The organism is Dyadobacter luteus (assembly GCF_003383615.1).
Lineage (GTDB): Bacteria > Bacteroidota > Bacteroidia > Cytophagales > Spirosomataceae > Dyadobacter > Dyadobacter luteus.
The window spans coordinates 164844-177506 of sequence record NZ_QNUL01000005.1; the positions used below are offsets into that span (position 1 = coordinate 164844).

Annotated in this window: 11 protein-coding genes; 4 read left to right on the forward strand and 7 right to left on the reverse strand. The window is 42.3% G+C overall.

Annotated features, from left to right (window positions below):
- The first annotated feature begins 114 nt into the window (after window positions 1–114).
- Entirely contained in the window at window positions 115–1587 is a 1473-nt protein-coding gene (gene guaB, locus DSL64_RS09145; protein ID WP_115830446.1) for an IMP dehydrogenase, read from the forward strand.
- Between the two features lie 133 nt (window positions 1588–1720).
- Here the strand turns inward: guaB and DSL64_RS09150 are convergent, their stop codons facing one another.
- Window positions 1721–2377 (reverse strand): DedA family protein, encoded by a 657-nt coding sequence (locus DSL64_RS09150; RefSeq protein WP_115830447.1) that lies wholly within the window; start codon window positions 2375–2377, stop codon window positions 1721–1723.
- A 62-nt stretch (window positions 2378–2439) separates the two neighbouring features.
- Complete coding sequence (locus DSL64_RS09155; protein WP_115830448.1) at window positions 2440–3234, reverse strand: phosphosulfolactate synthase; 795 nt, start codon at window positions 3232–3234, stop codon at window positions 2440–2442.
- A 169-nt stretch (window positions 3235–3403) separates the two neighbouring features.
- Between DSL64_RS09155 and DSL64_RS09160 the strand changes: the two genes are divergently transcribed.
- The 3 genes from DSL64_RS09160 (at window position 3404) to DSL64_RS09170 (ending at window position 5482) form a co-directional block, all read left to right on the forward strand.
- Entirely contained in the window at window positions 3404–3874 is a 471-nt protein-coding gene (locus DSL64_RS09160) for a PaaI family thioesterase (protein ID WP_115830449.1), read from the forward strand.
- A gap of 86 nt (window positions 3875–3960) precedes the next feature.
- Complete coding sequence (gene mazG, locus DSL64_RS09165) at window positions 3961–4791, forward strand: nucleoside triphosphate pyrophosphohydrolase (RefSeq protein WP_115830450.1); 831 nt, start codon at window positions 3961–3963, stop codon at window positions 4789–4791.
- A gap of 25 nt (window positions 4792–4816) precedes the next feature.
- Window positions 4817–5482 carry a thiamine diphosphokinase gene (locus tag DSL64_RS09170; RefSeq protein ID WP_115830451.1) on the forward strand — a complete coding sequence of 222 codons (666 nt, stop codon included), beginning with the start codon at window positions 4817–4819 and terminating at the stop codon, window positions 5480–5482.
- Here DSL64_RS09170 and DSL64_RS09175 read toward each other — a convergent pair.
- The 5 genes from DSL64_RS09175 to DSL64_RS09195 all read right to left on the reverse strand — a co-directional run bounded on the left by DSL64_RS09175 (window position 5477) and on the right by DSL64_RS09195 (window position 12657).
- Complete coding sequence (locus DSL64_RS09175) at window positions 5477–7111, reverse strand: M1 family metallopeptidase (protein ID WP_115830452.1); 1635 nt, start codon at window positions 7109–7111, stop codon at window positions 5477–5479. The two genes, DSL64_RS09170 and DSL64_RS09175, sit on opposite strands and share 6 nt — an antisense overlap.
- A gap of 43 nt (window positions 7112–7154) precedes the next feature.
- Window positions 7155–8126, reverse strand: coding sequence for a Kelch repeat-containing protein (locus DSL64_RS09180; RefSeq protein WP_445438701.1), 972 nt, complete (start codon window positions 8124–8126; stop codon window positions 7155–7157).
- A 141-nt stretch (window positions 8127–8267) separates the two neighbouring features.
- A complete protein-coding gene (locus DSL64_RS09185; RefSeq protein WP_115830587.1) occupies window positions 8268–9626 on the reverse strand; it encodes a glucoamylase family protein in 1359 nt (452 codons plus the stop codon).
- A 79-nt stretch (window positions 9627–9705) separates the two neighbouring features.
- Window positions 9706–11040 carry a glucoamylase family protein gene (locus DSL64_RS09190; RefSeq protein WP_310587831.1) on the reverse strand — a complete coding sequence of 445 codons (1335 nt, stop codon included), beginning with the start codon at window positions 11038–11040 and terminating at the stop codon, window positions 9706–9708.
- A 120-nt stretch (window positions 11041–11160) separates the two neighbouring features.
- The gene (locus DSL64_RS09195; RefSeq protein ID WP_115830589.1) at window positions 11161–12657 is read right to left on the reverse strand and encodes a RagB/SusD family nutrient uptake outer membrane protein; all 1497 of its coding nucleotides are present in this window, start codon (window positions 12655–12657) and stop codon (window positions 11161–11163) included.
- Window positions 12658–12663: the final 6 nt, after the last annotated feature.

A 12663-nucleotide genomic window follows, 5' to 3' on the forward strand; every position in this document is an offset into this window, starting at 1 on the left:
AATATGTTACGCTTATCGAATTAATGCAGTTTTGAGCTGAAAAGTATATTTTATTTTTTCAGCTCAAAACTTCTGGTTAATTTTACCCGGCAAATAACTATAAAATTATTTGCTATGAGTACATCCCCATCCCCCGGCCTCATCGAGGCACTCACCTACGACGACGTTCTGCTGCTTCCCGGTTATTCGGAAACTCTTCCACGGGACACTACTGTCAAAACCAAACTTACCCGTAACATTGAGCTCAATATTCCCATTGTATCGGCAGCGATGGATACTGTTACCGAATCGGATCTTGCCATTGCTATGGCACAGGAAGGAGGTATAGGAATTATTCATAAAAACATGAGTATAGAAGCGCAGGCCGAGCAGGTTCGCAAGGTGAAGCGTTCCGAAAGCGGGATGATTCTTGACCCGATCACACTTCCTGAAAATGCCAAACTGGGTGACGCACTCCAGATTATGCGTGAATTTAAGATCGGTGGAATTCCTGTTATTGACGACAACCATAAACTGATTGGTATTCTTACCAACCGTGATATGCGTTTCGAGCGTGATTTGTCCAGGCCGGTAACTGAGTTGATGACAAAGGAGAATATCATTACAGCTTCCGACGGTCTTTCCATGGAAGATGCTGAGGTGATTCTTCAGGAATATAAAATTGAGAAATTACCGATCGTTAACAGCGAATATCAGCTTACCGGACTAATTACTTACAAGGATATATTGAAAAGAAAATCGCATCCCAATGCATGTAAAGACGCTTATGGTCGTCTGCGGGTGGGTGCTGCCGTAGGTGTTACAGCGGATCTTTTGAAAAGAGTGCAAGCGTTGGTGAAGGCGGGAGTCGATATAATCAGTCTGGATACTGCCCACGGGCATTCGAAAGGTGTAATTGATGCAGTGAAATTGGTGAAAGCGCAATTCCCTAAGCTAGATGTGATAGCGGGAAATATCGCTACCGGCGAAGCAGCACTTGCTTTAGCAGAAGCAGGTGCCGATGCCGTGAAAGTGGGGGTAGGACCGGGAAGTATCTGTACCACGCGGATCATAGCGGGAATAGGGGTACCTCAGCTTACAGCTGTGATGTGGGCATCCAAAGCGTTAGAGGGAACAGGTGTAACAGTTATTGCAGATGGAGGAATACGTTATTCCGGAGATATGACCAAAGCGTTGGCAGCCGGAGCCAGTACCATTATGATTGGTTCGATGTTGGCTGGAAGCGACGAAGCTCCCGGAGAAATTGTTATTTATGAAGGACGAAAATTCAAATCTTACCGCGGAATGGGGTCAGTGGAAGCAATGGGTGAAGGTTCCAAAGATCGTTATTTCCAGGATGCAGAAGATGACGCACGAAAATTGGTTCCTGAAGGAATAGTAGGAAGAGTACCTTTTAAGGGAAAGGTTTCTGAAATAATTTATCAGATGGTAGGGGGATTGAAAGCGGGTATGGGTTATTGCGGAGCAAGTGATATAGCCACACTACAAAAGGCGACTTTCGTTAAAATAACTTCTGCCGGTGTGAGGGAAAGTCATCCTCACGATGTGATGATACAGAAAGAGGCGCCGAACTATAGTTCAAAATAACGGAGAATAGTTGGTATTCGGCGATCTGCTGTCGGTAGGTTAAAAATACAATGCCTCGTCCCATTTCTGTAGACGAGGCATTGTATTATTGATTATCAATATCGGAAGGAGCCGAAAGGTGATTGCCCTCAACTTATGCCGCGCTTGGCTTAGCAAATTTGCTTTTCAGATATCCAAAAATCATTGGAAGGATTGAGAAACCGATGATTCCGAAGATCACAAGTTCGAAGTTCTTTTTAACAATTTCCATATTTCCGAAGAAGTACCCCAAAAGGGTTAATGAAGGAACCCAAAGTAACGCACCAATTACGCAATAGGTGATATATTTTGAATAAGTCATACTCCCTGCTCCGGCAACGAACGGTGCTACGGTACGAACGATAGGGATGAAGCGAGCCATAATAACAGTACTGCCACCATGTTTTTCGTAAAAAGCTTCTGTTTTTTCAAGATATTCCCTTTTTAAGAATAATACCCGTTCGCGTTTCCTTATTTCGCCACCGAACTTACTACCCATAAAGTAGTTAACGTTATCTCCAAGTAGTGCGGCGATGATTAAAATGATGATGATTAACCAAACATTCAGTCCTGCAGTTTCGTTGGCAGCAATGGCACCTGCTGCAAATAGCAGCGAATCACCCGGAAGAAGGGGCATAATCACGAGTCCCGTCTCAGTGAATACAATCAGAAAAAGGATGACATATGTAAGTGTGCCATACTCCTGAACGATGTCAAAAAGATGTTTATCAAGATGAAGAAAAATGTCAATAAACTGCTTAATTAATTCCATGATCTAAGGTTAGATGATATTTTGATAAAAAATTACATGCTTCGGTTTGGTGTCATGTGATTTTACTTGGTGTCAATTTTCCACTTTTGTTTGGTTTTGGTATTCAGGAAATTATTGAAAGTATCTCCTCTCAAACCAAGTCGGATTGTTTCCAGTGGGATCAATTCTGCAGGCGCAATATTTCCAAGGTTCACATTCGCTCCCAGCAATTTTACGAACCAGACCTGCTGCGATTTTTGCGGAGCTTCCCAAAGCATATCTTCGAACGCAATTTCAGTAAGAATTTCTTCCACCAAACCTTGCCTCACCTCACCGCTTGCTCTGAAAAGACCTACGTTTCCTGATTCACGGGCTTCACCTATCACTTTCCATGAGCCAGCTTGTAGTTCGGATTTAATCAGTTGGATCCATTTATACGGAGGGATGATCTTATTCTCATCTTTTGAACCAACTTCTGACAGGACAGTAACCTGTTGTGCCAATGTGCGTATATATTCACATTTTACATCCTGAGGCATTTCGATAGATCCATCTGATACTTCAGCATATTTTAAGTCGTATTTGTCCAGAAGGCGACGGAAATCATCAAATTGATTTCTGACTACAAATGCTTCGAATAGAGTTCCTCCGAAATAGACCGGAATATTTGCATTCTTATATACAGCAAGCTTCTCATCCAGGTTCTGACTAACGTAAGAGGTAGCCCAACCCAACTTTACAATATCAATAAATGAAGATGAAGTGGAAAGCATGTCTTCTGTTTCCCTGATGCTTAAGCCCTTGTCCATAACCATGGTTACTCCCTTTTCTCTTGGTTTCTCAGTGCGGGAAGGAACTTGTGACAGCGTAAAATTCATATTTTCGTAAACGTTTATCTCTGGCAAAAACACGCGCAAAGGTAGCAATTCCCCTGACACGTAGTAATAAAATCCATATAAATGACACAAATACATAGGTATATCTATGATAATTACTATTTTTTAGTGTTACTTATTGTAGGTAAATGATTAATTATATTTCTTAACTATGGTTGATTCTCAGGACTCAGACTTTTCCGATCCAAATCCCCGATTAAACGCTCTCAAAAGAGAGACAGGAAAACATCTTAACACAAGTATCTCGCCTGTCGGACGTTGGCTAAATGGGAAACTTATTGCTGCGGAGGAAGGAAGTCTACTTGTTGAATTCGTTGTAAGGCAGGACATGACTAATCCCATGGGAGTATTGCACGGTGGGATTGCTGCTACAATAATGGATGACGTAGTGGGAATGATGGTGTATGTTCTTGGTCGCGATTTTGCATATACATCAGTCAATCTGAATTGCGATTTTCTGCATGCAGCCAGATTAGGCGATGTACTTCTTGCTGGCGGTAAGGTGGTCCGGGCGGGCAAGAATATTATTCATGTCGAAGGCGTCATCACTAATCGGGAAGATAAAGTTGTAGCGAAGTGTACAAGTAACCTGATTCAGACCAGTTTCAAAATTCCTTCTTGATTTATTCGAGTCTATTTCTAGGGAAGATAAGTTTTCCCAAAGTCTAAAAGAGCTATTGGCGGCTGTGTGATTGCTATATTTGTCTTATGGAAAAGAAATTTGAGCAGCTGACTGAAAGCAGACAGCAACAATTAATGGCATTTGACAGGCTGTTAACCATAATGGATGAACTCAGGGAGCAATGCCCATGGGATAGGAAACAGACGCTGGAAAGTTTGAGACACCTCACCATAGAGGAAACATACGAACTGTCGGATGCAATTCTATCCAATGACCTGCCCGAGATTAAAAAGGAGCTTGGTGATGTTTTGTTACATATTGTCTTTTATGCAAAAATAGCATCCGAACCTAAAGAAGGGCAGATACAGTTTGATATAAAAGATGTGTTACACGGAATCTGCGATAAATTGATATCCCGTCATCCACATATTTATGGAGATGCCGTGGCGGATACTGAGGAAGCTGTAAAGCAAAATTGGGAGAAACTGAAACTCAAAGAAGGCAATAAGTCGGTATTATCGGGAGTTCCGGCCTCTCTTCCTGCTTTGATCAAATCGATGCGCATTCAGGAAAAGGCTCGTGGAGCAGGTTTTGACTGGGATGAAAAACAGCAGGTGTGGGAGAAAGTACAGGAAGAACTGGAGGAGTTTAAGGCAAATTTTGATATTGAAACAGGTGACGCAATTGATGCGAATGCTGCGGAAGGAGAATTCGGCGATTTACTTTTCTCACTTGTGAATTACAGCAGATTTGTTGATATCAATCCAGAGACAGCATTAGAGCGTACGAATAAAAAGTTCATCAGCAGATTTCAGTTTATGGAAGAGGCGTCAAAGGCGGATGGTAAAGTGCTGGTTGATATGACTTTGGAGGAGATGGATGCCTACTGGAATAAAGCGAAGGAGTTGGAGAAGTAATTTTTAATAAAGTAAATAAGCTTTAATGTCTTCACATCATATAGTAAAAGAAAAACAGGAGCCAGCGTTAATTATTGCCAACGGAGAAGCATGCAGCCCGGAATTACTGGGGCAGTTGTTAGAGTGGAGTCCATATATTGTAGTTTTAGATCATGCCATTTACAGAGTTCTGGATCTGGGTATTAAAATTGATGCCTGGCTGGGAGATTTTGATATTGACCACAACTTTGATGCAATTCGTGCTATTCAGGAGCCCTTGGAAATAGTAAATACACCCGATCAGGAGCATCATGATTTGGAAAAGGCAATCATTTTTTTAATAGAAAGGGGCTTCCCGGCAGCTAATATTGTTTGGGCAACTGGTCGCAGGGCTGATCATGCTATTACAAATATTACCAATCTGGTCAAATACAAGAATGACATTAAACTAGTGATGCTGGATGACTACTCTAAAATTTTCCCTCTAACGGGAACATTCGAGAAATGGTATGTTGCTGGTACGCCCGTTTCGCTGATTCCGGTCGGAAAAGTGAATGGTATTAAAACCAGTGGTCTCAAGTATAACCTAGACGATGAAACCCTTGTTATGGGCTACCGTACGGGTAGTAGCAATGAGGCAGAAAGTGACGGAATGGTCCGTATTTCTGCCTCGGAAGGTGATTTGTTAATTATGGAATGCTGGGACTTATGATTTAACTTCTTTGGATTCTATATAGAAGTTGCGATCCACTGTCAGTTTGGTTTCTCCTTTTGTTTTTAAACTCTTCCATTCTCCGGAGGGATATAGGAATTGCGGTTTTGCATTTCCGACCTGTACTTTTACCGGCATATCAAACCCTTCTACTACATTGCTCCAGCGGTATTGTACTGCATTGTTTTTAATCTGATATTCTAACACGGGGATGCGTGTATCACGTAGGTATTGATCAAAAATCTTTGAAATGTCACGACCTGCATTACTGCTTACATATGCTTCGATCTGTGAACCATCCACTGTCTGGTGATAAAAAGTTTTGTTTAAACCTCTTAATATCTGCCGCCATTTCTCGTCATTATTAACAACCTGGCGAATGGTGTGCAGCATATTTCCACCTTTGTAATACATATCTTTAGACCCTTCCTGATTCACACCATAAGGACCAACAATGGGGCTGTCATTTGCAATCACTTTTCTTGTACCAATTACATAATCTGCACCAGCTTCCTTACCGAAGTAAAATTCTGTGAAAAGATTTTCCGAATAGTTGGTAAAGCTTTCATGCACCCACATATCTGCTACATCCTTATAGGTGATGTTATTTGCGAACCACTCGTGACCGCTTTCGTGAATGATAATAAAGTCCCATTTTAATCCCCATCCCGTTCCTGACAAGTCGCGCCCCAGGTAGCCATTTTTATATCCATTGCCATAGGTTACAGAACTCTGATGTTCCATACCCAGGTATGGGACTTCTACCAGCTTATAACCATCTTCATAAAATGGGTAGGGGCCAAACCAATGCTCAAAAGCTTTCAGCATCATGGGTACCTGCTTAAACTGAACTTTTGCCTTTTCCAGGTTTTCAGGCAATACATAGTAGCTCAGCTTCAAATCACCTTTTTCCCCTTTGAATATTTCATCCCAACTTTCATAGTTGGCAACATTCATATTAACACCGTAATTGTTGATCGGGTTGCCTACAAACCAGTTGAAGGTTTTGGTATTATTTCCATTATCCACCACATTTCGGAGTACACCGTTGGAGATATTTTTCAGATTGGCAGGCACCGTTACGCTGATCAGCATACTGTCAGGTTCGTCATACATATGATCTTTACATGGCCACCACACACTCGATCCCAATCCCTGACAAGAAGTTGAGATGATAGTATTCCCTTTGCCATCTGGCACCCATTGTACACCACCGTCCCAGGGCGGCCGTTTAGCAAGCCGGGGCTTTCCCGAATAAAAAACTTGTACAGATTCCTTACTACCAGTTTTTTGTTCCTTTTTCAATGTTATAAAAAAAGCATTGCCATCTCTTTTGAAGTCCAGTGACTGACCGTCCTGTTCCACTTTTTCAATTTGCAGAGGCTCTTGTAGGTCGACTTGCAGCACATTGTGCGGTTTCAGTACTTTGTAGTTGATCTGCGTATTGCCGGATAATGTGCTGTCAGCAGCATTGGGCTTTACATCAAGATGATAGTAAGTAAGATCCCACCAGGATCTTTCAGGTGTAATGGATCCTCGTAGTGTATCAGCATGGGTAAATTCCGAACGCTGGGCCAGGCTACCGAATGAGATGAGGGATAAACAAAAAACGAAAGACTTTTTTAACATGTATAATTGATTTCAGTTGGATTCATATCTATTTATAAAAGTATTATTTCACCAATACTTCCATATCATTAAGCTCCGGACCTCCACCACGATTGGCGGAGCCTGCAGCTACATAGATTTTCTTATTCAGCATCACAGCTTGTGTTCCGTGTCTGCCCTGATGTAACGATGGGAAACGTTCCCATTTCCTGGTTTGCATATTGAAAGCCTCCACTTCTGCATGAGCAGCTTCCTGTGCTCCGCTTTCACCACCGATGAGTAATACTTTGTTGCCAAGAGCTATTGCAGTATGTCCTGCCCGCATAGTTGGAATGTTATTTTCGGGATCAAGGGTGGTCCATTTGCCTGTTGTGAAATCGTACAAGTCAGTTTCTTTGATGGTCGTATTTAATACCTGATTGGTTTTGGCGCTGGAAAGGCGTCCGCCTGCTATGAGTAAATGATTGTCGGCAACGGCCACTTGCACATGATCTCTCGCACGAGGGGCATCAGGCAATATTTTCCATTTTCCTGTATCCGGATCATACTCATCAAACCAGGCTACCTGCCCGTCCCAATGTCCATCCTGAATGCCGCAAACGAGATAAATTTTGTTGTTCAGCACAAATGCGCCGGCTGCTCCCCGCAATCTTTCTTTGGGAATAGGATCACCTTTTCTCCATTCATTTTTAACCGGATTGAAAATGTAGATATCGGGTATTGGGGCTTCATGAGGATAACTTCCTGTAAGTGCTCCCAGGACATAAATTTCGTTTTTGTAAGTCACCGCCTGAAAATGACTCATTTCAATAGGTGAGGCATTCAGCGCAGTCCAGGTATCTTTTTTGGTATCATATTCGTTAACAGGTTTAATACCTCTTCCACCCAGAAGATATATTTTGCCATTGACTGTCGCCATAGCATTTTCATGCCGTTTGTCAGGTAAATTGTCAGGTTCGATTGCTTGCCATACCTGCGCATATCCTGACATACCTGCAAAAAACGTAATGAGTAAGATGCAGATTTTGAGATGCATTTTCATAACAGTTATGTTTAATAGACAGTTTAATCAGAAATTAGACAGCATCAAGGTACAATTTATTTTATAAAACGTAAAGGCCGACATGCTGCCGGCCTTTACGTTAATTTTGGTAAAATAGTTGCTAAAATCGCGTCGCTACTTTATAGCCGGACTTTGGAATCCAAGCTTTTTTAGCCCATTCTGAACATCCTTGTCCTTCATAAAAAGCTTCCACAGCAAGCCAGTACGATAATTTTCAATCATCACAATAATCGGCCCCTGATCAATCGCCAGGTGCGAATTAGCATACCAGTTTTGTGATTCGTTAAAGGCATCAATAAAGCCATATTCACTCCATAGTTTATCTCCCATATCATCATAAAAATGACGAAGTGCTTTCATGGATTGTTCAGGAGTGTATGGGAAAGACGACAAAGCTGCTGTAGGTGTAATCGTCCCGAAATCATTGGTAGGAGAGTGAGCATTGTAACCATTGTAGGTGTCGCTTGCTGTAAGTCCCCATGAATTTTCTCCGTAACCTTTAAACTTGCCGGGATTGGCAACGCAATGTTTGTAGTTGATCAAAGTGTGATTAACATTCTGTTCCCAATAGTCGGCGTAGCGATCCTTGAGATTACGAGGATCAAGTCCTAGAAAAGAATAATGTGTAAAAAAGAGTGGTCCGCCATAATCAAAACCTAACGGTAATTTCACTCCGTAAAATTGTTTTCCGTTATAGAAATGTTCGCTTTGTGCCCAGCATTTGTTGTAAACCTGCGTTGTGATTGGATAACGTGGTGAGGCAGCTGCCAGGATATAGGTAATCAGCGTTTCATTGTAGCCTCTGAGCTCAAAGTTCATTGCCCAGCCTTGGTTCGGACTCCAGTGCCAGTAGAGCTGATTCGGGTTTCCTCTTGTATACCAATCAAACTCCATTTCATTCCAGATTTGTTCAACGCGCCCCCTGATCGCTCTTTCAGCTTCCGTATCCTGATCAAAATACTGTCTTGCGCACAGTAGTCCCTGCATCAGAAAAGTAGTTTCTACTAAATCACCACCATCGTCTTTTCTCCCGAAGGGAATAGTTTTGCCGGTTTCCCCATTCAACCAATGAGGAAATACACCGTGATAGTTATCTGCTTTGGTTAAAAATTTCGTGATTTTTGCGAGCCGGTTTGCTATGGAATCACGGGGATACCATTTTCTTTCTGCCGCAACAATCATTGCCATAATTCCAAAGCCAGAACCACCCGTAGTAATCACTTCGTCGCCATAATCAAATGCTTTGTTGCTCCTTTCCCGCGCCAAACCGCTAACAGGATGTCCAAAATCCCAAAAATACCGGAAAGTCTGCTTCTGAACGAGTTCAAGAAGGGCGGTATCAGATAAGTTCTTGGGCCTGTTAGCAGGATTAAATGCGGTCGATTTAGCCAGGTTAGTTTTTTTCTTTTGTGCCCATGTCGGAGAACAAACCGACAGGACGATGCATAAGATCAGATATAAGGAATTCTTCATAAGTCGTACTTGTGGATGATTGTCAATTTTATTCATAGGTTTTACCATTATGTAATGGTGCTAATTATATGGACGGACTTTAAAATCCGATTTTCTTCAAGCCTGTTTTCACTTCCGGACAACTCATAAAAAGATTCCAGGGTAAGGCACTTCTATGGTTTTCTATCATGATGATGATGGGTCCCTGGTCTATAGCCAGGTAAGAATCTGCGAACCAGCGCTCGTCTATCGAAAATGCGTCGCGAAAACCGTATTCCCCCCATAGCTTATCTCCCAATTTGTAATAGAAAAAACGAAGCGCTCTCATTGACTCTTCCGGCGTATAGGGCAATGATGACAATGCTGCTGTAGGCGATATCACACCTTTGTCGCTGGTTGGAGAGTTGGCATTGTATCCGTCTGGGATATCACTTGCTGTAAGTCCCCAGCAAGAATCGCTGTATCCTGCGTGTTTTGCAGGATTGGTTTTGCAATAGTTATAATTAATCAGGGAGTGGTTTCGATTTTGTGTAAAATAGTTTGTAAAACTATCAGTTAGTTCTATAGGGTTTATTCCAAGAAAAGAATAGTGTGATAAGAAGAGTGGACCTCCGTAATCTGCTCCCAAGGGCAGTTTTATACCATAGTATTCCCGGCTATTGACAAAACTTCCATTTCTCGTCCAGCCTTTTTCATACACTGATTTGCCTATTGGATGGGTGGGAGAACTCGCAGCCAAAGCATACGTGATCAGACATTCGTTCCATCCTCTGATAGGTAAATTCATATCCCAACCATAGCTGGGGCTCCAGTGCCAGTAAAGCACCTCTTCATTGTTTTTTGTAAACCAGTCCCACTCTACCGCATGCCAGATTTTGTTAATATCGTTGCGTAACGCAGTTTCCTCATTACCATTTCCATTGAAATATTGTCGGGCTGTAAGTAATCCCTGTACAAGAAGTGAGGTTTCAACAAGATCGGCACCGTTGTCTTTTGTACTGAAAGGCACCACTGCGCCGGTCGCTCCATTGAGCCAGTGTGGAAATGCACCGTGAAATGTTTGTGCTTTTTCATTCAGGAATGCAACGATCTTTTGCATTCTTTCCAGTCCCTGCGTCCGGGTTATAAATTTTCTTTCAATGGCCACAGGAATAGTCATAATGCCGAAACCACTTCCACCAGATGTCACGACATCACCAGAGGTATTTCGTTCCCGAGCCATTCCGCTTACAGGATGGCCAAAATCCCAGAAGTAGCGGAATGTTTGTTTTTGAACTAAGGTTAAGAGTTCTTCGTCAGGAATAACAGGGAATTTATCGGTGGAGTCAATAGCAGAGATGGGCGGTTTGATCAGCTCCGGCGGTTTCACTTCATTGGTTTTACAGCCCAATCCGGTTGTAATCAGTAATAGGAGTGTTACAAAGTTGTACTTCACGATTGTTTGATTTTTGTTCAACTTTAAAACATCAAAACTAAAATGCCGCAGCATGACTTTGTCTATATTGGAACCCAATATGAAGCCGCTGCGGCACTTGTATAAACAAATAACTACGAATTAGTAGCCTGGGTTTTGCGCCAGTGTACCGCCACTCAGATCAATCTCACTTTGTGGGACAGGCCAAACTTCATTTTTATTAGCCTTCCATCCTCTCGGTCCGAATACCGTAGTTCCACGCCCCTGACGTATTACATCAAAGTAACGGTCAAATTCCATTGCGAGCTCAACATGTCGTTCATGCCAGATAGCTTCTTGGAGGGCAGCTTTTGCAGTGGCTGTAACTTTTGGAAGAATAGTTGTGCTATTACCTCTTGCGCGAGCACGTACTTTTTCCAGAGATGCCAGTGCTTCAGGAGTCTTGCCTAATTCGTTGGCAGCCTCAGCATTCATCAGTAATACATCAGCATAACGTATTACCCGCACATTTTGCTGGGCACCAGATGCGAATCCTGAAACAAAAAGTTTAAAGGGAACGTAAGATTTCTGGTTATACATAGGGTTATCGCCTTGTACAGGAATCACGTCGCCATCCGGTGTAGTCTCACCACGATATATAATCGTAGCATCTCTCCTTGGATCGCCTGTTTCATAACTTTTGGAAAGAGCTTCTGTAGGAACGTTGAATCCCCATCCTCCACCATTGATACCTCTTACACCTTGGACTTCAGAATATTGAGAGTTAGATGCATCTTTATTTTCGAGAACAAGTTCATTCTGAATTTCAAAAATCGATTCAGTTGAATTCTCATTCTTAACTCTGAACAGCTGTTCGTAATCAGCAAAAAGGGAGTAAATACCCAGTGCGGTAACCTGATTTGTCAGGTCATACACCTGTTGCCACTTTTGTTGATACATCGATACTTTTGCGTGCAGCGATAAAGCTGCTCCTTTCGTAATACGTCCAACGTTGGCCGCGTTATAAGTGGTTGGCAATACTGCTGCTGCTTCTGTAAGATCTTTTTCAATGGCTGCATATACTTCCGCTTTTGCAGTTCTTGGTAGATTGTATTCATCTGTCCCTGCGGGCACTTTCAGTCTAAGAGGAACATCCCCGAATGCCCGAACCAACCGGAAGTAGGAATATGCTCTTACAAATTTCGCTTCAGCCAGATATCTTTCTTTAAGCGCGGCATCCATTGTAATGGAAGGAATATTATCCAATACCTGGTTGGCATAGTTGATATTTTGATATTGACCTTGCCAAAATCCTCCCAGTTGTCCATCCGTAGACCCCACAGAAAAGTCACTGTAAGTATTGAAAAATGTAGCATCAGCTGCTGTACTTCCTTTCTCAACTTCATCAGACCCCATGCTTTCCACTGCAATTGGGGCAAAGGCAGTATTATTCCAACTACGAAGATTTGCATACATGGCATTAACAGCCTTCGTCGCGTCTTCTTCATTTTGCCAGAATACTTCACCAGCTTGTTTTCCCTGCGGATCAGTATCCAGAAAACTTTCCTGGCAAGCAGAGGGGATAAGTAAAGTAGCAGCCAGACCTGCATATAGAGCAAGCTGTCTTAAATCTTTCTTTAGTTCTATATTTTTTTTCATGATGAT

What these genes read in the sequence shown, in the direction of transcription:
- DSL64_RS09195 (WP_115830589.1), bottom strand. Translation starts at nt 12,657, where the DNA reads ATGAAAAAAAATATAGAACTAAAGAAAGATTTAAGACAGCTTGCTCTA.
- DSL64_RS09160 (WP_115830449.1), top strand. Translation starts at nt 3,404, where the DNA reads ATGGTTGATTCTCAGGACTCAGACTTTTCCGATCCAAATCCCCGATTA.
- DSL64_RS09175 (WP_115830452.1), bottom strand. Translation starts at nt 7,111, where the DNA reads ATGTTAAAAAAGTCTTTCGTTTTTTGTTTATCCCTCATCTCATTCGGT.
- mazG (WP_115830450.1), top strand. Translation starts at nt 3,961, where the DNA reads ATGGAAAAGAAATTTGAGCAGCTGACTGAAAGCAGACAGCAACAATTA.
- DSL64_RS09180 (WP_445438701.1), bottom strand. Translation starts at nt 8,126, where the DNA reads ATGCATCTCAAAATCTGCATCTTACTCATTACGTTTTTTGCAGGTATG.
- DSL64_RS09185 (WP_115830587.1), bottom strand. Translation starts at nt 9,626, where the DNA reads ATGAAGAATTCCTTATATCTGATCTTATGCATCGTCCTGTCGGTTTGT.
- DSL64_RS09170 (WP_115830451.1), top strand. Translation starts at nt 4,817, where the DNA reads ATGTCTTCACATCATATAGTAAAAGAAAAACAGGAGCCAGCGTTAATT.
- DSL64_RS09155 (WP_115830448.1), bottom strand. Translation starts at nt 3,234, where the DNA reads ATGAATTTTACGCTGTCACAAGTTCCTTCCCGCACTGAGAAACCAAGA.
- DSL64_RS09150 (WP_115830447.1), bottom strand. Translation starts at nt 2,377, where the DNA reads ATGGAATTAATTAAGCAGTTTATTGACATTTTTCTTCATCTTGATAAA.
- guaB (WP_115830446.1), top strand. Translation starts at nt 115, where the DNA reads ATGAGTACATCCCCATCCCCCGGCCTCATCGAGGCACTCACCTACGAC.